This window comes from Ruegeria sp. C12 (genome assembly GCF_056537745.1).
The window spans coordinates 162,025-185,885 of record NZ_JBQFSA010000005.1 but is presented as its reverse complement, the minus strand read 5'-3'; the positions used below and the strand labels follow the sequence as shown (position 1 = coordinate 185,885).

The window sequence follows — 23,861 nt, the reverse complement described above, 5'->3', positions numbered from 1 at the left end:
CAGAATTCTGATCGGCCCGCGCGCCGACTGACCGCCAAAAGGATGACCACATGCTGATCCTGAATTGCCCCTATTGTGGCGTTGACGCCGAAGAAACCGAACTGGCCGCCGGTGGCGAGGCGCATCTGAAGCGCTATGGCCCGGGCTCGTCGGATGACGAGTTCCACGACTACCTGTTCATGCGTGAAAACCCCAAGGGCGTTCACCTCGAACGCTGGCGCCACGCCAATGGCTGCGGCAAGTGGTTCCACGCCGCGCGCTGCACCCAGACGCTCGAGGTGTTCGGCACCTACACCGCCCAGACCTCTGAGCCGCCGCAAGAGATCAAGGACGCCATCGCCGCCAAACGGCCCGGCTGGACGTGGAGAGAGTTCTCCTGATGCTTCATCTTTTCCAAAATACTCCCGCCGGAGGCCCTGACGCCTCCACCTGCGAAAGGTCCGCACAATGAGCACCCGTCTCGCAAAACAAGGCCGTCTGATTGATCGGTCGAAAAAGGTTACCTTCACCTTCAACGGCACCTCGATGCAGGGGTACGAGGGCGACACGCTTGCCTCGGCCCTGCTGGCCAATGATCAGATGATGATGGGCCGGTCGTTCAAATACCACCGCCCGCGCGGCGTGGTCGCCAGCGGCGCGGAAGAGCCGAACGCTCTGGTCGGACTGGGGCAGGGTAATCGGTTCGAGCCGAACCAGCGCGCCACCACGACCGAGCTGTTCAACGGACTGACCGCAGCGTCGCAGAACCATTGGCCGAATCTGGAATTCGACGTGGGCGCGATCAACACCCACCTGTCGCGGTTCCTGCCCGCCGGGTTCTACTACAAGATGTTCATCCATCCGAAACCGTTCTGGAAGCATGTGTATGAACCCTTCATCCGCCAGTCCGCCGGTCTGGGCAAGGCCCCCGACAAGGACAGCCGCGATGCGGACACTTATGAGCACTTCTATGCCTTCACCGACGTCCTGGTGATCGGCGGCGGAGTGGCCGGTCTGCAGGCAGCCAAGACGGCAGCGGTGTCTGGTGCCAAGGTCATGCTGATCGAACAGACCGCGCATTGGGGCGGTCGCGCTCCGGTTGATGGCGGGTTGGTAGACGGAGAACCTGTGGATAAGTTCGTGGAACAATTGGTTTCCGAACTCGAAACAATGGACAACGTCACCATGCGGTCTCGCTGCATGGGTGCGGGGGTCTATGACCACGGTTACGTGCTGGGATACGAGCGTCTGACCGACCACAACCCGGGCGCGCAAGGCCCGCGTCATCGTCTGTGGCGTATCCGCGCCAAACAGGTTGTGACGGCGACCGGAGCCATCGAGCGTCCGCTGTCCTTTGCGGGCAACGATGTGCCGGGCGTGATGCTGGCCTCGGCCATGCGCGATTATGTCGTAAACTGGGGTGTGACCCCGGGCGAGAAGGTGATCGTCGCCACCAACAATGATGACGCCTATCGCACAGCTATTACCCTGAAACAGGCCGGAGTGGATGTGATCCGCGTGGTCGATGCCCGCGCCACCGCCGGGCCGCTTGCGGAAGAGGCGCGCCAGCTTGGCATCCGTGTCGATCCAGGCAAGGCCATCGCCAAGGTCAAGGGCGGCAAGCGCGTCAAGAAAGTTGCCATCTGTAATCAAGAGGGCGTCGGCGGCGCGCGGGAAGAGGTCGAATGCGACGCGGTTGCCATGTCGGGCGGTTGGTCTCCGGTTGTGCATATGTGGTCGCATTGCGGCGGTAAGTTGGTGTGGAACGAAAAATACGCGATGTTCCAACCTGATTTAGAGCGCCCACCATTGGGAGCAGATGGCAATGGTTTTGTCGTCCCGGCAGGCGTAGCCGCTGGCTCGCAAACAGATACTGACTTCGAAGGCCTTTCGCTTTTTGAAACGCTTCGGACCGCCACTGAAGCGGGGCTGAAGGTGGTCAAAGCGCTTGGTCTGAAAAAACCAAAAGTGTCGGTTCCCGAAGTCAGTGAAGATGACGAAGCACCTATGGAACCCGTGTGGCTGATGCCTGCAAATGCGGAAATCCAGTTGCGCGCCAAGTCGTGGCTGGATTTTCAGAACGACGTCAAAGTCTCGGACGTTCAGCTGGCCGCGCGCGAAGGCTATGAAAGTGTTGAACATACCAAGCGCTACACCACGCTGGGCATGGCGACCGATCAGGGTAAGCTGAGCAACATCAACGGCTTGGCGATCCTTGCTGATGCGCTGGAATCAGAGATTCCGAAGGTCGGCACCACCACGTTCCGCCCGCCCTACACGCCGATCTCTCTGGCGTCGATTGGCGGTGAAGCGCGTGGAGAGGTGTTCCAGCCGATCCGTCAGACGCCGATGCACAACTGGCATGACAAGAACGGCGCTGATTGGGAGCCGGTCGGCCAGTGGCGCCGGACCTACGCCTATGTGCGTCCCGGCGAATCCGTGCATGACGCGGTGAACCGTGAGGTGAAGAACACCCGCGACAACCTTGGCCTGCTGGACGCCTCGACGCTTGGTAAGCTGATCGTCAAAGGCCCGGATGCGGGCAAATTCCTGGACATGATGTATACCAACATGATGTCCACGCTGAAGATCGGCAAATGTCGCTATGGCCTGATGTGTTCGGAAAACGGGTTCCTGATCGATGACGGCGTTGTCGCCCGCATCGATGAGGATACATGGCTGTGCCACACCACCACCGGCGGGGCCGAACGCATCCATGGCCATATGGAAGAGTGGTTGCAGACCGAATGGTGGGACTGGAAAGTCTATGTCGCCAACGTGACCGAGCAATACGCGCAGGTCGCCGTGGTCGGCCCCAACGCCCGCAAGGTGCTTGAGAAACTGGGCGGGATGGATGTGTCGAAAGAGGCGCTGCCTTTCATGGAATGGCGCGATGGCAAGATCGGTGACTTCGATTGCCGCGCCTACCGCATCTCGTTCTCGGGTGAGCTGTCCTATGAGATCGCGGTGCCCGCGTCACAGGGTCAGGCGTTCTGGGACGCACTGATGGAGGCAGGCAAAGAATTCGGCGTCATGCCTTACGGCACCGAATGTCTGCACATCCTGCGGGCCGAAAAGGGCTTTATCATGATCGGGGACGAGACCGACGGCACCGTGATCCCGCAGGATCTGGGGCTGCATTGGGCGCTGTCCAAGAAGAAAGAGGACTACCTCGGCAAACGCGCCCATTCGCGGACCCATATGGCCGATCCCGAGCGCTGGAAACTGGTCGGCTTGGAGACTGTGGATGGTTCCGTTCTGCCGGACGGCGCTTACGCAGTCGGCGAGGGCGTCAACGCCAACGGTCAACGCAATATGATCGGGCGCGTGACCTCGACCTATTACTCGGCCAATCTGGGCAAAGGCATCGCCATGGGCCTGATCAAGCACGGCCCTGACCGGATGGGCGAGATTGTCGAGTTCCCGGGCACGGATGACAAAATCTACAAAGCCAAGATCGTGGACCCGATCTTCTTCGACAAGGACGGGGAGAAGCAGAATGTCTGAACCCATCAGCGCATTGAACCACGCCAGCTATGACGGCATCGCCAGGGTCGAGGAAACCGGCCTGCAGGGCATGATCACCCTGCGCGGCGACCTGTCCGACAAGGTGCTGGCCAAGGCCGTCAAGGATGCCACCGGGCAGAAAATGCCCGGCCAGCGTGAGGCTCTGGTCGATGGCGACACCGGCGTCTGCTGGATGTCCACCGACGAGTTGCTGGTGCTGGTGCCATATGCCGAGGTCGAGGCCAAACTGGCGGCGATGACCAATGCGCTTGGCGGCACGCATGCCCTGGCGGTCAACGTCTCGGACGCGCGGGCGGTGTTCCGCATTTCGGGCGCGTCCGCGCGCGAGGTTCTGGGCAAACTGTCCCCGGTCGATCTGTCACCCGAGGCCTTCCAGCCCGGCCAAATCCGCCGCTCGCGTCTGGCGCAGGTGGCCGGGGCGTTCTGGATGGACGACGCCGAAACGTTCCGTGTGGTTTGTTTCCGCTCGGCTGCCGACTATGCGTTCAACCTGCTGAAGGTTGCGGCGCAGCCGGGCAGTGAAGTGGGCGTTTATTGACCCGCCCACACACCTAAGGGATCATTCGATGGCCACCTCGTTTCAGACAGGTGGCCATTTTCCTTTTTAAGACTTTTTTCGTGATTGAAGTGTCAAGTTGCGCGACAGATGCGCGCGCGAGTTAGGATTGGTAAGTTCCCCTGTTGCGGGTGGAAAGGGGCTGCTTTATCGATATGAAAAAGACTTAAACTAAAGACATTTGGATGAACATTTTTAGACTAATCGCCATCGGTTTAATCGCCGTTTCAACTATACCTGATGCAGCGCGATCCGAAACCTATTCAGAGTCGTTCGAGTGTGTTTTTAAAAAAGGTCTGGCAAACCGGCCTACGCCCGCGCGCGTCATATTCTCGGTTGACAAGTATGGGCGCTCGGCCCTGTTGCACGAAGTTGAATTGCAGGGGATCGACACACCCAAAATCGCGGCTTCAATCAATAGAAACAGCTTTCGTTTGCTCTCCATCAGTTGGTCTGGTGAGGCGTATACGTTTTCGCGCACCGGTCGACGTACAAGGGCAGGTGATCCCCGGCGAATGGTTCTTGATTTGGGGCGTCTGGATTTTTCGATCTTCTTGAACCGTAAAACGATGCGGGCAATTGCTAGCTCAAAATCAAACGTACAAGCGTCCCATGATGGCAACGCCAATGGGACCTGCGTTGAAATTCAAACGCCAAAATGACGATATGTTGGAGCAAACTATGAAACTACAAGCAATTGCATTGGCAGTCGGACTTGCGATCGTCCCGACTGTTTCAGTTTCTCAGACCTTTAAAGAGACGTATGAATGCAACTTTAGCCGTGGCATTGCCAACAAGCCGACGCCAGAGTTCTTGATCTTTTCAGTGGATGAGTACGGGCGCTCGGCGTTCATCCATGAGGCGCGGATGCCGAATATCGATACGCAACCCGGGCCCGCCAGGGTAAAGCGCGATAGTATTCGAAACCTGTCAATCGCATGGGTCGGACAAGACTATGTCTACTCGGATTCAGGCAGAAGCTATGCGTCGAACGAGTCGCGAATTGATGCCATTGACCTGCTTAATCAGGAGTTTGCGGTCTTTGTGGACCGCCGAACGCTAAAAGCAACGGCGCGGTCATCCTCATACAGCGCATATCTGCCGAGAGACGGTTTCGCGCGAGGCAAATGTGCAAAAATCCCAACGCCGTCAAACTGATACTGATAAGGTGCTGAACATGAAAATAAGACTTCTTGCCATCGGTCTGTGTCTTTTCGCCTCGGCGGCACAAGCTGAGGTGGTAAACTATGACTGTGAACTTCACAGTATTGAAGCGCAGGGATGGATTCCCTCGCGCGTTTGGCTGAGTGTCGACGCCGAAAACAAGCGGGCCCGCGTTTATGATGGCGCGATCCGTGAAGACAACAGATTGAACGGCCAGAACGACGAGAAGCCCAAGGAAGCGAAGTTCAAGGTGAATCGACGCGGTGAATATCAGTTGAGTTGGCGAATTTCCCTGGTGGCCAGTGCTGGCGGTCAATTGCGCGTGTCTTACACTGGGATGCTGAACCCGCAAACCAATGAGTTTGAGATGATCGCGCGGTTCCCGCAGGCCAATGTCAGCAATCGGCCCAGCGGTGTCGGGCGCTGCAAAGCGGTCAATACGCACGCCCTCTACTGATCGGGCGGTTAATTTGGGAAGGGCATTCAGAATGTGCTTCCCAGCCCGCACGGATAGCGCGTTCTGACTGCGTCATGACGTGAGCAAATACGTCTGGAACCTAGCTAAGGCGTCTTCATCGGTCATCGGGTGATCGGACGGCGACGCCGGACCTTCACGCTGGCATGTATGGTAGAAGGACAAAAGTTCAGCCAGGTTGCCCATCTTCTCAGCCCTGTCTTCATCGCCAAGCAAAGGCGCGTGTGTTGACAACAGCAAAGCCGGGCGTTGCCGTTTGAGCCATGAGATCAGCGCGGGCAGGACAAAGAACTCAGCCCCTTCGATATCCATCTTGACTAACGAAACGCCGGACAGGTCATTGGCCGCCTCGAACTGTTCCCACGCGATCGTCAGGGCATCGGTTCCATGCGCGCCGTCATGCAGCAGGGAACTGGTCGAATCCCCCGGCTCTCCGCGGACCGAGGCCATACGGGCCACGCCGAACTGATCCGACAGGGCGACCCCAAAGGCTGAAACATTGTGGATTTTGTTCAGGTCCAGATTCCACGCCAGATGTCGGAACGCGGTCGGGTCGGGTTCGAAACACCACACATGTCGCGCTTTGCGGGCACCGTACAGCACGGTGGGGCCGATCCACGCCCCGATATCCAGATAGTCACGATCAGGCGACAGATATTGGTCCAGAACCGCAAAGGTTTCGGGCTCCCAGTCGCCCGCCGAGGCTTTGCGCCAGAATTTCGAATGGTAGGGGTCCAGGCGGAACGGTTCTCCGTTCAGGGTGCCCGCACAGTATCCGCGGGCGCGGTAGAACATCTTGCGCGCCTGTGTCAGCATCGCGGACCTCCGGGTTTTCTTGTCTCGGCTCTTGACCTGCGGCTGCTGCCAAAGCATTTAACCTTGGGAACCGCAACTTACATTTTAACAGGGGGCCGACATGGCTTTTGAACTTCCTGATCTTCCTTATGCACATGACGCGCTGGCAGCCAAGGGTATGTCCGCGGAAACACTGGAATATCACCACGACCTGCACCACAAGGCCTATGTCGATAATGGCAACAAGCTGATCGCCGGGACCGAGTGGGACGGCAAGTCGCTGGAAGAGATCATCGTTGGCACCTACGACGCAAACGCCGTGGCGCAGAACGGAATCTTCAACAACATCAGCCAGCTGTGGAACCACAACCAGTTCTGGGAGATGATGGGCCCCGGCGGCAATGCCATGCCCGGTGAGCTGGAGAAGGCTCTGACCGAAAGCTTCGGCTCGGTTGACGAGTTCAAGTCGCAATTCAGCGCCGCAGGTGCAGGCCAGTTCGGCTCGGGCTGGGCGTGGCTGGTCAAGAACGCGGACGGCTCGTTGGCCGTGACCAAGACTGAAAACGGCGTGAATCCGCTGTGCTTTGGTCAGACCGCGCTGCTGGGATGTGATGTGTGGGAGCACAGCTACTACATCGATTTCCGCAACAAGCGCCCGGCTTACCTGTCGAACTTCCTCGACAATCTGGTAAACTGGGAAAACGTTGCATCGCGGATGTAAACCTTGACCCGACGAGGGTTCATAAAGGGCCTGCTGGCGGTGACGCTGGCAGGCCTTTTTGCTGCGTTTTACGGGTTTTTCATCGAACCGGCGCTGCGCTTGCGTGTGCGTCGGTGGCGGGTGAAGCGCTCGGATTGGCCGCAGGATCGCCGAGTCAAGGTCGCGGTCCTGACCGACCTTCATATGGCAGAGCCGACGACGCCGCTGTCTCGGCTAGAGAAGATCGTGGCGCGCACAAATGCGCTGGGTGCCGATCTGATCGTGGTTTTGGGCGATCTGACGGCCGGGCATAGCTATGTGACCAAGGATGTTCCGGTGCGTGAGACGGCCACGGTTTTGGGGGCATTGTCGGCTCCGCTAGGTGTTTACGCGATATTGGGCAACCACGATTGGTGGCAGGACAAAGCCGCGCAAGACCGGGGGCGCGGGCCGGTCGAAACCGCTGTCGAGCTAGAGCGCAACGGTATTCCGGTGTTGGAAAACAAGGCGGTAACCTTGCCAAACGGTGTCTGGTTGGCGGGCCTTGGGGATCAGATCGCCATTCGCCATAGCCGAGGTGTTTATACCGGGGTGGATGATCTGCCCGGAACGCTAGAGCAGATCCCGCCGGACGCCCCGGCAATTCTGTTGGCACATGAGCCCGACATTTTTCCCAAGGTGCCAAGCCGTGTTGCATTGACGTTGTGCGGTCACACTCATGGAGGGCAGGTGCGGCTGTTCGGGTGGTCTCCGGTCGTGCCATCGCGGTTTGGCAATCGCTATGCGTATGGCCATGTGCACGAAGATGGGCGCGATCTGGTTGTGTCGGGTGGCATTGGCTGTTCCATGTTGCCGGTGCGCTTTGGCGTAACGCCCGAGATCACCGTGATCGAGCTGTCGGCCTGATCAGAAAAATCCCGCCGATGAACAAAGTTTCATCCTGAGACGGGATTGTACCCCACCTGCCAATGCTTACCTAAGGTGAGCGGAAGGAGAAGCCCGCCAACAACAAAACGGACGGCAACCGCCACACCTACGAGGCTGTGGGCAGACGCTATGACTGACGGATGAGGGATGCCACCTGACATCGCTACGGGAGAACACGATGGTCGCACTTGCACAAGGAACCTGGGTTATTATTGCAGACGGGGAAAAGGCGCTGTTCATGGAGAACATCACCGATGCCGAAGACCCCAATCTGGTTGTTGTTTCGGTCGAAGAACCAGATACGCTGCCTGCAAAGCCTTCAGATCGTGCAGGGCGTCGAAATGACGGTGGTCCCAATCAGAAATCGGCGATGGAGGAGGTGTCCTGGAAAACCCATGCCAAGTCCCTTTTCGTGCAGGATCTGGCAAACCTGCTGAACCGCAAGGGGTTGAAGGGCGCGTATAAACGTCTGGTTCTGGTCGCCAGCCCCCATGTGCTGGGGCTGTTGCGGCGGCGTTTGCACAGCGACGTGCTGGCCAAGGTCGTGGCCGAGGTCGATAAGACGCTGACCAACCATCCGCTGCACAAGGTCGAGCGGGTTTTGCGGCAACGCCTGAAGCCCGCGCCGCGGCTGGCGTAAGGGCGCCAAGGGCGGCAACAGCCGCCCACACTAAGCCAGTTTGTCGCGCAAAGCGTCCATGGCGGCCCCGGCGCTGTCGGCCCATGTGATGAAATCGGCCAGCGATGCGTCGGCAAAGCCCTGACCCATGACCTGATCCAGCAGCGTATGCAGGGCATCCCAATAGCCATCGACATTCACCACCACGATGGGCTTGTCATGCAGACCCAACTGCCGCCATGTCAGCGCCTCGAACAGCTCATCCAATGACCCGGGGCCACCGGGCAGAACAACGACTGCGTCGGCATTCATGATCATGACTTTCTTGCGCTCGTGCATCGTTTCGGTGATCACGAAATGGGTCAGGTCGGTTTTGCCAACCTCGCGCTGCACCAGATGTACCGGGATGACGCCAAAGGTCTCGCCGCCTGCGTCCTGTGCGGCGCGGGCGACTTCGCCCATCAGGCCAACATCTCCGGCACCGTAAACAAGCCGCCAGCCTTCCTTTGCCAGCAAGGTGCCAAACGTTCGGGCCGTATCGGAATAGGCCGGTTTTGCGCCATTGCGTGACCCGCAATACACACAGACAGATTTCTGGGACATCGAATGGGGGCTCCGGGGTTGTGTCAGGGGTTTTGACCCGTGATAGCGGGATTGATAAATTGGCTCAACTGTCCGCCGGAACGCATTAGGAATGAATGCCTTCGCGCTGCGGAGCGAAAGGAAAAGAATGGACGCCAAGTCGGGAAACGGAAGCTCGGGGAACTTCGTGTGGGGGGTGGTTGCCGGTATCATCGCAATTCTGGGGGCCGGCGGGCTGTATCTGTCCGGGGTCTTCACCTCGGCCCCGGCACCGGAAGACGTCCCTCAGGAACAAACGGCTGCGGTGCCGGCGGACGAGACCGAGCAACAGACTGAAGAAGCAGAGCCTGAGCAAGCAGCCGAAGCCCCCGCGCAGGATACCGCCGAGATTGCGTCGGATGAGGCCGAAGCCGCCACGGAAGAGCCCGCCGAACAGCCCGCGCCCGAGGTTGCCGATACCGCGACCGACGAGCCAACCCAAGCAGAGCCCGAGGCGGAAACCACCGAAGAGGTGGCCGAGGCCCCCGCAATCGCCGCTCCTGTCCTAGATCAGATTTTCGTTGAAAAAGACGGCAATGCGCTTCTGTCCGGCGAGGCCGCGCCCGGCAGCGAGATTCAGGTGCTGCTGGACGGAGAACCGCTTCACAGCTTCACCGTGGACAGCAGCGGGCAGTTTGCCGAGTTCGTGTCGATCCCGTTCAGCGATGATGCGCAAGGGCTGGTGCTGCAAACCTCGGACGGCCAGCAAACTGCGCAGTCGGATGACTACCTGATTGCGGCGCTGCCGAAACCGGTTGAAGACGAACAGGTGGCCAGCGCCGATCCGGTGCCAGAACCCGAGGAAGCGCCAGCGGCACCAACCGAAGCGGACAGCAGCGATGCCCCGGCACAACCGGAACAGCCTGCTGAAGACACGCAGCTTGCCGAAGTTGCCCCGGTCGAGGATGAAGCTGAGGATCAACAGATTGCCGTTCTGCGCTCGGGCGAAGAGGGGGTTGAGTTGGTTCAGTCACCATCCGCGTCTGCCAGCGAACCGCAACAGGTCGAGTTGGATACGATTGGCTATTCCGACACCGGTGAGGTCGAACTGACAGGTCGTGTCAGCGAAGGCTCTGCCGTTCGACTTTATCTGAACAACCGTCTGGTTGCGGATCTGACACCTGCCGATGACGGCAATTGGCGGGGCGAGTTGGAAGGGATCGATCCGGGCGTCTACACCCTGCGGGTGGATGAGGTTGCCACCGATGGCACCGTCATCAGCCGGGTGGAAACGCCCTTCAAACGCGAGCCGGTGGAAGTTCTGCAAGCAGCCGAGGCGACGGCTTCGGAAGAGGTTGCGGAACAGGCGGCCCCGATCCGCTCGGTCACTGTGCAAAAGGGCGACACGCTATGGGCCATTTCGCGCGAGCGTTTTGGTGATGGCATTCTGTATGTCCGGTTGTTTGATGCCAACCGCGACCTGATCCGGGACCCGGACCTGATCTATCCGGGGCAGGTTTTCACGATCCCTGAATAAAGAAACCTCTGGCCCTTTTGGGGCCAGAGTATATCTCTGACCGCAGACAAGGTACGTGATGAGACGGACGGTCCCAATGACATCTGAGGAATTGGCCGAGATCGACGAGCGAAAGTCGGGCTGGCGCACGATCCGCAAGGTTACGCCTTACCTGTGGCCGGATAATGAGCCCTGGGTGAAGCGCCGGGTCGTCATTGCGATGTCGATGCTGGTGCTGGCCAAGCTGATCGCGGTCTATACACCGATCCTGTATAAAGGGGCCGTTGATGCGCTGGCGGGGGAAGGGGTTCCGCCCGTTGCGCTGGGCGCGGTCGGGTTGACCGTCGCTTATGGCGTTGCACGCATGATGACGGTTGGGTTTCAGCAATTGCGCGATGCGTCCTTTGCCCCGGTGGGTCAACGCGCCCTGCGGGCCCTTGCGCTTGAGACCTTCGGGCATATCCACCAGTTGTCGATGCGCTACCACGTCACCCGCCGCACCGGCGGCCTGAGCCGCATCATCGAGCGTGGGGTCAAAGGCGTCGATTTTCTTCTGCGGTTCCTGCTGTTCTCGATCGGGCCCCTGATCCTGGAACTGCTCTTGATCGCCGTCATCCTGATGTGGCTGTTCGACATCTGGTATCTGGTGGTCGTGGCGGTCACCATCGCGCTTTATATCTGCTTTACTTTCGTCGTCACCGAATGGCGCGTGAAGCTGCGGCGCGAGATGAATGATCAGGACACCGAAGCCAACCAACGCGCCATCGACAGCCTTCTGAACTTTGAAACCGTCAAATATTTCAACGCGGAAACGCGCGAGACCGAACGCTACGACGTATCGATGAAAGCCTATGCCGGGGCTGCGTTGAAAACGGCTTATTCGCTGGCGTTCCTGAATTTCGGGCAGTCCTTCCTGATCACCTGTGGTCTGATTGGGGTTATGGTTCTGGCGGCCGTCGGGGTGCAGAACGGGTCGCTGACCGTAGGCGATTTCGTGATGGTGAACGCCTACATGATCCAGATTACCGTGCCGCTGAACTTTTTGGGCACGGTCTATCGTGAAATCCGGCAGGCTCTGGTCGATATGGGGCAGATGTTCGACTTGTTGGAACAACCCGCCGAGGTCAAAGACAAGCCCGATGCGCCCAAGCTGAACGTCAATGGCGGTGAGGTGACGTTACAGGACGTCCGTTTTGGCTATGACCCGGATCGTGAAATCCTAAAAGGCGTGTCTCTGACCGTTCCGGCAGGGAAGACGGTGGCAATCGTTGGGGCGACCGGGTCCGGGAAATCCACCATCGGACGCCTGCTGTTCCGTTTCTACGACGTCACAGGAGGGGCCCTGAAAATCGACGGGCAGGATGTGCGGGACGTGACCCAAGCCAGCTTGCACGGCTCTATCGGGGTTGTGCCGCAGGACACGGTTCTGTTCAACGACACCATCCGCTACAACATCGCCTATGGCCGGGATGGCGCGACGCAGGAAGATGTCGAAGCGGTCGCGCGGGCGGCACAGATTCACGACTTCATTGCCTCCTTGCCCGAAGGCTATGACACCAAAGTGGGCGAGCGGGGGCTGAAACTGTCCGGCGGTGAAAAGCAGCGCGTTGGGATCGCCCGCACGCTGCTGAAGAACCCGCCGATCCTGTTGCTGGATGAGGCGACCTCGGCCCTTGATACGGATACCGAGCAGGACATCAAGGATGCGCTGGCCCGTGCGGGTGAAGGGCGCACGGTGATCACCATCGCCCACCGGCTAAGCACGATTGCCGAGGCCGACCGCGTCGTCGTACTGGAGGCCGGTGAGATCATCGAGCAGGGCACCCATGACGAATTGCTGGCCCGCGAAGGGCGCTATGCGCAACTGTGGAGCCGCCAGCAATCCGACAGTCAGGCCGCCTGAGGCTTTCGCTCAAATCGGTTGAGCTTTGAATTGACCTTTCTCCCCTGCGATGAAATTCAGGGCTGGCGCAGCGAAATGCTGCGGCGAAGTTCAACAAAGGATATATCTATGAATAAGTTTACGGCGGCGCTGACCGCTGTGCTTTTAGTGTCGAGCACAGCGGCCAAAGCCGAAGATCTTAACTTCCTGCTGGTTAACGAAACCAGCTCGGATCTGGTTGAATTCAACGTTTCAACAAGCTCGTCCGATGAATGGGAAGAAGATCTGTTGGTCGACGGGTATCTGGCATCGGGTTACGAGGTCGAGGTTCTGATCGCCGACGGCCTGAGCACCTGCGTTTATGACATTCGCGGCGTCTTCGATGACGGCGGTACCTACGAAGATTTCGGCCTGGATTTGTGTGATCTGGGTGAATACACGTTCACCGAATAATCGGGACCACGGACCGGACTATTGAAAAGGGCGAACCATTGCGGTTCGCCCTTTTGCTTTATTCTGCGGCTTTCAGCGGTGCGCCGGGCGGGGTGTCGGGGCGATCCTCGGGTTCGACCCGATTGGGCAGAGGCTGATCGTCCCACACAATCTCGGTCGATTGCATGGCGCGCGCGGTCCGGCCAATTGCCATGTCCTGCGCGATCCTGCTGGAACGGCCTGCGGACACCCGTGCCAGAAGCTTGCCCAGCCAAACCGCGTAGGTTGTCACCCAGACGCGTAGCGCCAGGAAGGATGGCGTCACGATCAGGGTCAGCACGGTCGCGATACCCAGACCAAACACCACGGCGGTCGCCAGTTGCTTCCACCACAGCGCGGTGGGGCTGTCGATGGTGTAGCCGCCATTGACGAAATCCAGCGACAGGCCAAACATCATCGGTGTCAGACCGGCCATTGTGGTCAGCGTGGTCAGCAGAACCGGACGGATCCGGGCCTCGGCCGTGCGCACGATGGCATCGATCCGGGGCATATAGCGGCTGTATTCCTGATAGGTGTCGATCAGAACGATGTTGTTGTTCACCACGATGCCTGCCAGCGCAACGATCCCGGTGCCGGTCATGATGATCGAGAAGGGCTGCTCCATCACCAGCATCCCGATCAGGACGCCGGTCGTGGACAACACCACCGCCAACAGCACCAGAACCGAGTTGTAGAAGCTGTTGAACTGCGCCAACAGGATCACGAACATCAGTCCCAAAGCGGCCAGAAACGCGCTGGACAGGAAGGCCTGGCTTTCGGCCTGTTCTTCCTGATCGCCGGTCCATTCCCAGCTGATTGCGGGATCGAACGGGTCGGTTTGCAGCCACTCGGTCAGAACAGCAATACGTTCGTTTGGATTGATCAGGCTGATGCGGGCGTCACCTGCGTCGATCACGCCGCGCAGCTCATCGACGCTGCCTGCACCGGTCAATTGAACAAGGTCGAACTGCTTGCCGTCCGGCGTTGTCAGGGTCGAGGCCGAAGGCGCGGCACCATCCTCAAGCGCGCGCAGAACGGCCAGACGTTTGTCTGTGCCATCGGGGCCATCCGTCACCACCTTGCTCAGACCGGGTTCGACATCGGCCTTGACGTCATAGTAACGCTCCTGATCGATGCGGTTGATCTCGGCCAGCTTCGCCACGGGTTGACGCGACACGAAGTTCGACAGCGGCACCAGCCCGTCAGGCGTGCGGACTTTCAAGGTGTCCAGCGTGGACAAAACGCGGTCTTCCTCGGGCAGGCGGACGCGGATCTCGATCTCTTCATCCGTGGAGTCGGGGCGCATCTCACCCAGCAGGATACCGCGCGTGACCAGTTGCACCATGGCCCCAACAGTTGCCACATCGGCCCCGAACCGACCCGCCTTGGCGACATCCACGTCGATCTGCCAGTCGATGCCGGGCAGGGGCAGAGTGTCTTCGATCTTGATCAGGCCGGGCATGGTATCGAACGCCTCACGCGCGGCCAGAGTGGCGCTTGTCAGACTGTCCCAACCATCACCCTTGATCCGCAGATGCACGGGCTTGGCCGAGGCCGGCCCTTGTTCCAGCGGCAGAATCTCGACCACGAAGCCGGGCAGTTCGGCTAGTTGGGTATTCAGCTCGTCCAGCACATAGTCGCCGTCATATTCAGGGGCGACAAAGTGGCGATCAAACAACCCACCCAGAATGGGTTCCGAGATGTTCGGGCGGTCTTCCCATGGGATGATCTCGAACTGAACGCGCCCGACGGTATCCGCCGGGTCCTGTGCACCGCCGTTGTTCTGGTCCAACCCGCCTTCACCGGCGAAGGAAAAGACGTTGATTACCGCAGGATGGGCCGCGATTACCTGTTCGGCGGCCAGAACCATGGCGTCTTTTTCCGCCAGCGACAGGTTGCCCCGCGCCCTTACGAAGGCGGTGGCCTGCTCGGGCTCGCTTTCGACGAAGAACTCAACGCCGCGGTTGTTTTCGCCAAAGATCGTCATCACGGTCATCACTGCAAACCCGACGGCGGCGATGGACACAATCGGCATGATCGGGTTGCCGACGAGGAACTTGATGAAATAGCCGAATGGCGTGTGCTCTTTCGCGGTATGAATCTTGGTGTCCGGCTTGCGTTCGATCTTGGCCGCACCCAGCGTGACCGATCCGGCGAACGCGCCAAAGATCATCATGACAGCGCCGATGAAGGAGCCACCACCCGGCACAAGGTAGTTCGGGTTCAACACCTGCATTGCGCCCAGGAACACAAGGTAGAACGAAGGGGCCACCAACACCGCACGCAGCCACCACGGCGTGCGGGCCCGCAGCCAATTCGAGCAGCGGTCAAAGACACGGCTCAGGCGGCCGGACACGCCGCCCATGACCGGCAGGTAGATCAGCGCAACGATCAGCGAGGCGGACAGAACGAAGATCAGGGTGACGGGCAGCATCCCCATGAACTCACCCGGTACGCCGGGCCAGAACAGCATTGGAAGGAAAGCACACAGCGTTGTCGCAGTGGATGAGACGATGGGCCAGAACATCCGCTGCGCCGCCTCGACATAGGCGTGCATCGGGCCGACGCCTTCCTTGATGCGCTTGTCGGCATATTCGACCACCACAATCGCACCATCCACCAGCATACCAACCGCCAGGATCAGACCGAACATCACAATGTTCGAAATACTGACGCCCATAACCGCCAGGAACGCGAAACACAGAAGGAACGACGTGGGAATGGCGAAACCCACCAGCAACGCGGCGCGTGACCCCAGTGAGGCCAGCACAACGATCATCACCAGCGCAATCGCTGTCAGGACCGAGCCTTCCAACTGGCTGACCATCGATCCCACGATGCGGCTTTGGTCGTTCGACGTGCCGACATCCACGGCGGCTTGCAGTTCTGGCGGCCATTTGCTTTGCGCCTCGGCAACGGTTGCTTTGACCTGTTCGACCGTGTCGATCAGGTTGAACCCTTTCCGCTTGACCACCTGTAACGCGACGGTCGGCACATTATCGAACCGTGCCGTGCCTTCGCGGTCTTCGAAGGTGTAATTGATCTCGGCCAGTTCACCCAGCGTGATCACCCGGTCACCGTTGACCTTGACCGGCAGCCCATAGACATCCTGCGCGGTTTTGAAGGACGAGGGGATCTTGACCGAGAATGTGCCTTGCGCCGTTTCAACTTCACCCGCTGCGATCAGCTGGTTGTTGTTTTGCACGACATTGATCAGTTCGGCTGCTGTGACGTTGTAGGCTTCAAGCCGCAGGGGGTCGATGACGACCTCAAGCAATTCGTCGCGATTGCCCGCAATACCGGCCTCCAGCACCGAATCCAGTGCCTCAAGCTCATCCTGCAAGTCCTTGGCCACGCGGGCCATTGTGCGTTCGGGCACGGCCCCGGTCAGGTTGACGATGACGATGGGGAATTCGGAAAAGTTAATCTCGTGCAGCGAATATTGCTCGGCCCCTTCGGGGAACTCGGCCTGCGCGCTGTTCATGGCATCGCGCACGTCGGCCATGATGGCCGTCTTGTCCCAGCCAAAGTCGAATTCGAGCGCCACACCGGCATAGCTTTCGGCGGCGGTTGCCGTCATCTCTTTCAGACCGTCAAGATCCGCAAGCTCGGTCTCCATCGGTTTGACAAGCAGGTTTTCGGAATCCTCTGCCGAGATGCCCGGAAACTGGACCGACACAAACAACGCCGGGATTTCGATATCCGGCTCGCCTTCTTTTGGCAAGCTGACATAGGCAAACCCGCCGATGACCAGCGAGATGGCGATAAAGGCCAGAACCATTCGGGCCCGATCAGCGGCCCAAGCAACAATACCTGTCATTGTGACGCTTCCTGATAGGTCGGGGCGACGGTGACGCCCCGGGTCACGAATTCTTGTCCGACAACGATTATATCAGTTTTTTCCGGCAATCCGCCAATCCAGACGCCATCGGCGGTATCTCGCAATACGCGGACCGGCATGAAATCGACCACATCGCCCGCGCCAATGGTGCGCACGCCCAACTGGCCTTCATTGTTCAGTGTCAACGCCGATTGCGGCAGCAAATGTGCCTTGGCCCCTTCGGCTGCAATGCGGATCGTTGCGGTCTGGCCGTCGCGGATGGTCAGATCGGGGTTCGGTACGGTGATCTCAACCTCGAAGGTACGGGTGGTTTCATCCGCCGACCGGCTTAGGAATGTCACGCGCCCTTCAACCTGCCGCCCGGTAACCAGTTGCGCCGAGGCTTCGGCACCGACCTGCACGCGGTTGACCTCGGTCTCCGGCACAAAGCCGACCAGCTTGATGGGGTCAAGCTGGATGACCGTGGCGCATAGCGAACCGGGCTGCATCAGGCTGCCAAGCTCTGCCGTGTCGCTTTCCAGCAGGCCCTGAAACGGGGCTTCGATGGTCAAGCGGTTGATCTCACGCCGTGCGGCTTCGACCTCGGCTGTGGCAGCTTCGATCCCGGCGCGGGTGGCTTCCAGCCCGGCTTCGGCGGACTTGATGCCGGCTTCGGCAGTGCTCATCGCGGCTTCGCTGGAAATGCGCCGGGTCTCGGACCCGAACCCGGTTTCTGACAGTTTCTGGGCGGCAGTAAGATTGATCTGCGCCTCGGCTACAAGCGCGTGCGCTTCTTCCAGCCGCGCTTCGGCCTCGGGAATGCGGCTTTCGGCTTCCAGTTTTCCGGCCATGGCTTCCGCCAGGCTGGCAGGGCGCGTGCCCGGATCAAGTTCGCACAGCAGATCGCCGGTCTCTACAAACGTACCCCGGCGTTTGGGTTCCGAGACAACGGTCGAGGTTGTTTCGGCCAGAACCTCAACCTGCCGGTTGGCTTTGGTTTGTCCACGCAGCAGCACGGCGCTGTCGATTTCGCGCGCTTGCGAACGCACCGCGACGACGCGAATAATTGCTTCATCTGCGGCTGCAACCTGGGTTGCTTCGCCCTCGGTTGTGGAAGAGTCCTCGGCGTCACCCCGTCCGGCAAACGCAAACAGCGCGTCACGCTCGAACACAAGAAAATACAGTGCAACAATGACCAAAAGGGCGTTGATGAACGAAATCAACCGCATAAGGTACTTCTCCCAGAATTTCACGTCAGGCGGACCTGACATACATGTCTGAAAATGGGGGCGGACATGTATATTTTCTACGCTAAACTGAATAGTTCGGTTCACTTTTTTGCGCAAGAGCGGACTGCCGCTAGGGTATTGTGCACAATCCGGGCCTTGGCTTGGCCGTGGTGCCGGGGTATGACATGGCGCACGAAAGCAGAAGACACAGCCCGGGGGCAGGGATGAGCGACACCGACAGTTTCATTGATGAGGTCACAGAAGAGGTACGCCGTGACCGCATGTATCTGCTGTTGCGCCGATGGGGCTGGGTCGGTGTTGTTGCCGTCATACTGGTCGTCGGCGGGGCCGCTTTCAACGAGGTTCGCAAGTCCCGCGATACGGCTCAGGCGCAAAAGCTGGGCGACGAAATCCTTGCCGCGCTTGAGGAGAACGATTCTGCTGCGCGGGCGACCGAATTGCAGGCGGTTCAGCCACAATCGCCGGGCGGTGATGCTGTTCTGAGCATGCTGTTGTCCGCCGCGCAGGTGGATGCCGGATCCGAACAGGACGCCGTTGCCAGCCTGAACGCAATTGCCGTGCAGGGCGATTTGCCGGAAATTTACCGGGCGATTGCAAGTTTCAAGGCACTGTTGCTGCAAGCGGATACGTTGCCTGCCGCAGATCGCCGCCTGCAGTTCGAGGCTCTGGCCGCGCCGGGCGCACCGCTGCGCCTGCTGGCCGAAGAGCAACTGGCCCTGATCGATATTTCCGAGGGTGAGGTTGACGCGGCGCTGACCCGTTTGCAGGCATTGCGGCAGGATGCCGAGGTGGGCGTAGATTTGCAGCAACGCGCTGCGCAGTTGATTGTCGCCCTGGGGGGCGAGCCGGACCCGTTGGTGGCACAACAGGGCTAAGCTGGCGGTATAATAAAGGACAGGCGAGTTCGGATTGACATGGTAACACGACTATTTTCCCGTATGGGATTGCCGGCTGCGGCAATTGCCCTTACTGCCCTGGCCGCCTGTGAAGAGCCCGAGTCCATTCTGCCCGGCGCTCGCGAAGACATCCGGCCTGCCTCGGACACCGAGGTTGTGGAAACGCGCGGGTCTCAGCCGATCAGCCTGCCAGCGCAAACGGCCAACTCCAGTTGGTCGCAGAGTGCCGGAACCCCGGCTTTCCGCACCACCAACGCGGCCCTGCGTGGTACGCCGCAGCGGATCTGGTCGGCCCCGATCGGCAAGGGCGACTCGCGCAAGCAGCGCATCACCGCCGAACCTGTCGTGGCCGGAGGGTTGATTTACACTCTGGACGCGGTCGCGACCGTGACAGCGGTTTCGCCGCAAGGGCAGGTTGTGTGGGAGACCAACCTGATCCCCAGAAATGACGGTGATGTGGACGCGACCGGCGGCGGCATGGCGTATGCCGACGGTGTTCTGTACGTCTCCTCTGGCTTTGGCCGCCTGACCGCGATGGATGCACGAACCGGAGCGATCCGGTGGCAGAAACGCCTGAACGCCACAGGCAGCGGATCGCCCCTGGTTGCGAACGGGCTGCTGTATCTGGTCGCAGGGGACGAAACCGGCTGGACCATCGACACCAAAGACGGCCGGATTGCCTGGCAGATCGAAGGCACGCCGAGCGTCGGCAACGTTCTGGGCGCTCCGGCCCCGGTTCTGGCCTCGGACCTTGCTGTTTTTGCCTTTGGTTCCGGTGATATTGCCGCCACCTTCCGGCGGGGCGGTATCCGCCGCTGGAACGCGTCGGTTGCCGGCGGGCGCCGGGGACGGGCCGCAGCGCAGATCATCGACGTGACCGGTGGGCCGATGGTGGCGGGCGACACGATCTATATCGGCAACCATTCCGGGCGCACCGTCGCATTCGACGCGGGTTCGGGCGAACGTCGCTGGACCGCCGATGAAGGCGCGGTGGATACGGTCTGGCCTGCGGGCAACAGCATCTTCCTGATCAGCGACCGCAGCCAGTTGGTGCGCCTGAACGCTGCTGATGGTTCGATCATCTGGGCACAGGACCTACCGGGTTTTGTCAAAGACCGTCCCGGACGGCGCGGACCGATTGTGGCCCACTACGGCCCGATTCTGGCGGGTGGACGTCTTGTCGTGTCCTCAAACGATGGCTATGTGCGCTTCTTCAATCCGGTCGACGGATCGCAGATTTACCAGGTCGAGGTTCCGGGCGGGGCCACCACCTCACCAGTTGTGGCGGGGCAGACGCTGTATGTCGTTTCGACCAAGGGCGATCTACACGCTTTCCGTTGACGTTCAGATGCGCTAAAGGGCGCTTCTTGAGTCTTGAAAGTTGAGAACATGTCGCTGACCCTCGCCATCGTGGGGCGCCCGAATGTGGGCAAATCCACCCTGTTCAACCGCCTTGTGGGCAAACGTCTGGCCTTGGTCGACGACCAGCCCGGCGTGACGCGCGACCTGCGCGAGGGCGAAGGGCGGCTGGGCGATCTGCGTTTTACCGTGATCGACACGGCGGGGCTTGAGGATGCAACCGATGACAGCCTGCAGGGCCGGATGCGCCGCCTGACCGAGCGTGCGGTGGACATGGCCGATGTCTGCCTGTTCATGATCGACGCGCGGACCGGTCTGACCCCAACGGATGAGATGTTTGCCGAGATTCTGCGCAAACGCTCGAAACACGTGATTCTGGCAGCCAACAAGGCCGAAGGGTCCGCAGCGGATGCCGGTGTTTTGGAGGCCTATAACCTGGGCCTCGGCGAACCCGTACGCCTGTCGGGTGAGCATGGCGAAGGGATGACGGACCTTTATGCCCAACTTATGCCGCTGGCGGATGAGGCTGAGGACAAGGCCGAGGACGATACCCCCGAAACCGATATCGAGCTGGATGAGGATGGCGAAGGTGAAACGCCTCTGATCACCGCCGCCAAGCCGCTGCAGGTTGCGGTGGTTGGACGTCCGAATGCCGGTAAATCCACGCTGATCAACAAGATCATCGGCGAAGACCGCCTGCTGACCGGCCCCGAGGCCGGGATTACCCGCGATGCCATCAGCCTGCGCATCGACTGGGCCGACCCTGATGGGGACAGCACCCCGATGCGGATCTTCGACACCGCGGGCATGCGCAAAAAGGCCAAGGTGCAAGAGAAGCTGGAAAAGCTCTCGGTCTCTGACGGGCTGCGCGCCGTGAAATTTGCCGAGGTTGTCGTGGTTCTATTGGATGCTGCGATTCCGTTCGAACAACAGGACCTGCGCATTGCCGATCTGGCCGAACGCGAAGGCCGTGCCGTGGTTGTCGCTGTCAACAAATGGGACATCGAAGACGACAAGCAGGAAAAACTGCGCGAGCTGAAAGAGTCCTTCGAACGCCTGCTGCCACAACTGCGCGGCGCGCCTTTGATCACCGTCTCTGCTAAAACGGGCCGGGGGCTCGAGCGTCTGCGCGCCGCAATCCTGCGCGCCCACGACATCTGGAACCGGCGCGTGCCGACCGCTGCGCTGAACCGCTGGCTGACCGCAATGCTGGAACAGCACCCACCGCCAGCCCCGCAGGGCCGCCGGATCAAGCTGCGCTACATGACTCAGGCCAAGACCCGCCCGCCGGGTTTCGTGGTCATGTGCTCGCATCCCGACAAGATGCCCGCCAGCTACACCCGCTATCTGGTCAATGGTCTGCGCGAAGATTTTGACATGCCCGGCACACCGATCCGCCTGACCCTGAGGGGGCAGGGCGACAAGAACCCCTACAAGGGGCGACGCAAGAAAAATGCGGGTGCTTTGGCCAAACATCTCAAGGGTAAGGCGTAACTGCGCCAATTTTCAGCGTTTTTAGCCTCGGGGCGTGACAGCGCCTTTTCCCCGCGCTAGCATTCAGTTGCGTGCATTTGTTTCGTGTGCGCTGCTTGTACGCGGACACTCCGCGCATATTTTTGGGTTAATTTTTGTCGGGCCATCGTGGGGAGCGGGCTGGATGGATCTTAGGGAATACACAAGACAATACGCGGTTCAGGACAACAAACTGGCAGCGTTGAGCTATTTTGGGACCTTCGCGGTGTATTTCGCATCGCTGGCGCTGGCGATCACATACGTGGATCGCTGGTACATCATGGTTCCGGCGGGGATTGTTTTTGCCTTTTCGGCAGTGCGTCTTTACGTGCTGCAACATGATTGCGGGCATCATTCGCTGTTTGAGACACGGCAACAGAACGAATGGGCCGGGCACGGCCTGTCGCCTTTCACCTTCGCTCCGTTCGAGGTGATGAAGCAGAACCACAACCTGCACCACGCCGGAATTGGCAATCTGGAACACCGCGAAACCGGCGAGATCCATACGATGACCCTACGGGAATGGAACGAGGCGGATTGGAAAAAGCGCCTGTTCTACAGACTTTATCGCAACCCGTTCATCCTCGTGCCGGTTGGGGCGTTGTTTACTTATTTCATCCGCTATCGCTGGCCCAAGAACACCGTTCGGTTCGGAGTGAAGGGGGTTGTGCTGCACAACCTTTCCATCGTCGTGTTCCTGGGGCTTCTGTGGTTGATTGCCGGTACAACGGGCATTCTGGTCTGGCTGGTCTTCTCACTGCTCGGGGGGATGCTGGGCGTGTTCCTTGTCTATCTGCAGCACAACTTTGAGGATACCTATTGGGATCGTCGGCCTGATCTGGACCCTCAGCTGGCGGCCTTGCAAGGATCGTCTGCTCTGGATTTCGGGTGGTGGTTCGACAATGCGGTTGCCTGCATCACTTTGCACGACATCCACCATTTCAACGCGCGCATCCCGTCCTACCGGCTGCGGGCGTGTCACTATAACCTGCCGCCAGAATTCACCCCGCGTCGGATCAAATTCCCCGAGGCTGTGGCCGCGCTGACCCTTAAGCTATGGGACGAAGACGCCAAACGTTTGGTGCCGTTTCCCAAGCAGCGGCAGGACGCCAAGCTGGCTCACGGCAGGTGAGAACGCGGCGGGACAGCATCACGACTTGAAGGATTGTATATCCTGTGTATATACGGATATGCAGGGAGACAGAGAAAGGACCCATAATGACCGCATTGACCGATGTTAAGGGCGTGGGAGAAGCGCTTGCCACAGCCTTGTCCGCGAACGGTTTCAAGACAGCCGAGGCCGTGGCGAAAGCCAAGCCCGAAGATCTGGTCAAGGTCCCCAGAATAGGTCTGGCACGGGCCGCTGTGCTGATTGCTGCCGCGAAAGAGGCCGTCGCTGCGAAACCCGCCGCCGCCAAGCCTGCCGCCAAACGCGCGCCAGCGGCACGTCGCGCGACGCCGCGCAAAGCTGCGGCGCGACGCCCCGCGGCCCGCAAGACAGTCGCCGCTGCAGCCGCCGAAAAACGCGCGGAAGAGGCCGCGAAGAAAGCTGCGGCTGAAAAGGCTGCCGCCGAAGCCGCCGAGGCGAAGGCGAAGAAGAAGGCCAAGGCAAAAGCAAAGGCTGAAAAGGCCGCCAAGAAACGTGCCGAGATGGAGGCCGCGTTCTCGAAAGCCAAGGACAAGGTGAAAGCCAAGTCGAAGAAGGACAAGAAGTCCAAGAAGGACGACAAGAAAAAAGACGCTGCCAAGAAGGACAGCAAAAAGAAAGATAAAAAGAAGGATAAGAAAAAGGCGAAGAAGTAAGCCTTCCTCGCCCTTTGGGAAAGTCCGGCGCTTGTCGAAGCGCCAGTT

21 protein-coding genes are annotated in these 23,861 nt (G+C 59.8%); 17 read left to right on the top strand and 4 right to left on the bottom strand.

What is annotated here, in order from left to right; genetic code table 11:
• Positions 1–50: 50 nt before the first annotated feature.
• The 6 genes from ACR0C9_RS11950 to ACR0C9_RS11925 all read left to right on the top strand — a co-directional run bounded on the left by ACR0C9_RS11950 (position 51) and on the right by ACR0C9_RS11925 (position 5,684).
• Positions 51–380, top strand: a complete 330-nt coding sequence (locus ACR0C9_RS11950; protein WP_170449744.1) for a sarcosine oxidase subunit delta — start codon at positions 51–53, stop codon at positions 378–380.
• 67 nt (positions 381–447) lie between these two features.
• Complete coding sequence (locus ACR0C9_RS11945; protein ID WP_480781090.1) at positions 448–3,486, top strand: sarcosine oxidase subunit alpha family protein; 3,039 nt, start codon at positions 448–450, stop codon at positions 3,484–3,486.
• Entirely contained in the window at positions 3,479–4,045 is a 567-nt protein-coding gene (locus tag ACR0C9_RS11940) for a sarcosine oxidase subunit gamma family protein (RefSeq protein ID WP_170449750.1), read from the top strand. The genes ACR0C9_RS11945 and ACR0C9_RS11940 overlap by 8 nt, the downstream gene beginning before the upstream one ends.
• A gap of 203 nt (positions 4,046–4,248) precedes the next feature.
• The gene (locus tag ACR0C9_RS11935; RefSeq protein ID WP_170449753.1) at positions 4,249–4,725 is read left to right on the top strand and encodes a hypothetical protein; all 477 of its coding nucleotides are present in this window, start codon (positions 4,249–4,251) and stop codon (positions 4,723–4,725) included.
• 19 nt (positions 4,726–4,744) lie between these two features.
• Positions 4,745–5,221, top strand: coding sequence for a hypothetical protein (locus ACR0C9_RS11930; RefSeq protein ID WP_480781089.1), 477 nt, complete (start codon positions 4,745–4,747; stop codon positions 5,219–5,221).
• A complete protein-coding gene (locus ACR0C9_RS11925) occupies positions 5,193–5,684 on the top strand; it encodes a hypothetical protein (RefSeq protein ID WP_480781088.1) in 492 nt (163 codons plus the stop codon). Before ACR0C9_RS11930 ends, ACR0C9_RS11925 begins: the two co-directional genes overlap by 29 nt.
• A 72-nt stretch (positions 5,685–5,756) precedes the next feature.
• Here the strand turns inward: ACR0C9_RS11925 and ACR0C9_RS11920 are convergent, their stop codons facing one another.
• The gene (locus tag ACR0C9_RS11920; RefSeq protein ID WP_480781087.1) at positions 5,757–6,518 is read right to left on the bottom strand and encodes an FkbM family methyltransferase; all 762 of its coding nucleotides are present in this window, start codon (positions 6,516–6,518) and stop codon (positions 5,757–5,759) included.
• A 100-nt stretch (positions 6,519–6,618) separates the two neighbouring features.
• On the opposite strand from ACR0C9_RS11920, the gene ACR0C9_RS11915 reads away from it, so the two are divergent.
• The 3 genes from ACR0C9_RS11915 (at position 6,619) to ACR0C9_RS11905 (ending at position 8,764) form a co-directional block, all read left to right on the top strand.
• Positions 6,619–7,218, top strand: coding sequence for a superoxide dismutase (locus ACR0C9_RS11915; RefSeq protein ID WP_113789565.1), 600 nt, complete (start codon positions 6,619–6,621; stop codon positions 7,216–7,218).
• A gap of 3 nt (positions 7,219–7,221) precedes the next feature.
• On the top strand, positions 7,222–8,103 hold the full coding sequence (locus ACR0C9_RS11910) for a metallophosphoesterase (RefSeq protein WP_480781086.1): 882 nt from the start codon (positions 7,222–7,224) through the stop codon (positions 8,101–8,103).
• 199 nt (positions 8,104–8,302) lie between these two features.
• Positions 8,303–8,764 carry a host attachment family protein gene (locus ACR0C9_RS11905; RefSeq protein WP_480626183.1) on the top strand — a complete coding sequence of 154 codons (462 nt, stop codon included), beginning with the start codon at positions 8,303–8,305 and terminating at the stop codon, positions 8,762–8,764.
• Between the two features lie 30 nt (positions 8,765–8,794).
• Here ACR0C9_RS11905 and ACR0C9_RS11900 read toward each other — a convergent pair whose 3' ends face one another.
• A complete protein-coding gene (locus tag ACR0C9_RS11900) occupies positions 8,795–9,346 on the bottom strand; it encodes an LOG family protein (protein ID WP_480626182.1) in 552 nt (183 codons plus the stop codon).
• Positions 9,347–9,473: 127 nt separating this feature from the next.
• Between ACR0C9_RS11900 and ACR0C9_RS11895 the strand changes: the two genes are divergently transcribed.
• The 3 genes from ACR0C9_RS11895 (at position 9,474) to ACR0C9_RS11885 (ending at position 13,155) form a co-directional block, all read left to right on the top strand.
• A complete protein-coding gene (locus tag ACR0C9_RS11895; protein WP_480781085.1) occupies positions 9,474–10,841 on the top strand; it encodes a LysM peptidoglycan-binding domain-containing protein in 1,368 nt (455 codons plus the stop codon).
• Between the two features lie 76 nt (positions 10,842–10,917).
• Complete coding sequence (locus ACR0C9_RS11890; protein ID WP_480781084.1) at positions 10,918–12,723, top strand: ABCB family ABC transporter ATP-binding protein/permease; 1,806 nt, start codon at positions 10,918–10,920, stop codon at positions 12,721–12,723.
• 108 nt (positions 12,724–12,831) lie between these two features.
• Positions 12,832–13,155 carry a hypothetical protein gene (locus ACR0C9_RS11885; protein WP_480781083.1) on the top strand — a complete coding sequence of 108 codons (324 nt, stop codon included), beginning with the start codon at positions 12,832–12,834 and terminating at the stop codon, positions 13,153–13,155.
• Positions 13,156–13,213: 58 nt separating this feature from the next.
• Here ACR0C9_RS11885 and ACR0C9_RS11880 read toward each other — a convergent pair whose 3' ends face one another.
• The gene (locus ACR0C9_RS11880) at positions 13,214–16,993 is read right to left on the bottom strand and encodes an efflux RND transporter permease subunit (protein ID WP_170449775.1); all 3,780 of its coding nucleotides are present in this window, start codon (positions 16,991–16,993) and stop codon (positions 13,214–13,216) included.
• A complete protein-coding gene (locus ACR0C9_RS11875) occupies positions 16,990–18,222 on the bottom strand; it encodes an efflux RND transporter periplasmic adaptor subunit (RefSeq protein WP_170449777.1) in 1,233 nt (410 codons plus the stop codon). Before ACR0C9_RS11875 ends, ACR0C9_RS11880 begins: the two co-directional genes overlap by 4 nt.
• A gap of 224 nt (positions 18,223–18,446) precedes the next feature.
• Here ACR0C9_RS11875 and ACR0C9_RS11870 point away from each other — a divergent pair, with 224 nt between their 5' ends.
• The 5 genes from ACR0C9_RS11870 (at position 18,447) to ACR0C9_RS11850 (ending at position 23,813) form a co-directional block, all read left to right on the top strand.
• Positions 18,447–19,118 carry a hypothetical protein gene (locus ACR0C9_RS11870; protein ID WP_170449779.1) on the top strand — a complete coding sequence of 224 codons (672 nt, stop codon included), beginning with the start codon at positions 18,447–18,449 and terminating at the stop codon, positions 19,116–19,118.
• A 39-nt stretch (positions 19,119–19,157) separates the two neighbouring features.
• Entirely contained in the window at positions 19,158–20,480 is a 1,323-nt protein-coding gene (locus tag ACR0C9_RS11865) for a PQQ-binding-like beta-propeller repeat protein (RefSeq protein ID WP_170449781.1), read from the top strand.
• Positions 20,481–20,528: 48 nt separating this feature from the next.
• Positions 20,529–21,992 carry a ribosome biogenesis GTPase Der gene (gene der, locus ACR0C9_RS11860; RefSeq protein WP_170628547.1) on the top strand — a complete coding sequence of 488 codons (1,464 nt, stop codon included), beginning with the start codon at positions 20,529–20,531 and terminating at the stop codon, positions 21,990–21,992.
• Between the two features lie 163 nt (positions 21,993–22,155).
• Positions 22,156–23,142: a fatty acid desaturase gene (locus ACR0C9_RS11855; protein ID WP_170449785.1), complete on the top strand. Its 987-nt coding sequence runs from the start codon at positions 22,156–22,158 to the stop codon at positions 23,140–23,142.
• A gap of 86 nt (positions 23,143–23,228) precedes the next feature.
• Positions 23,229–23,813, top strand: a complete 585-nt coding sequence (locus ACR0C9_RS11850; RefSeq protein WP_480781082.1) for a helix-hairpin-helix domain-containing protein — start codon at positions 23,229–23,231, stop codon at positions 23,811–23,813.
• Positions 23,814–23,861: the final 48 nt, after the last annotated feature.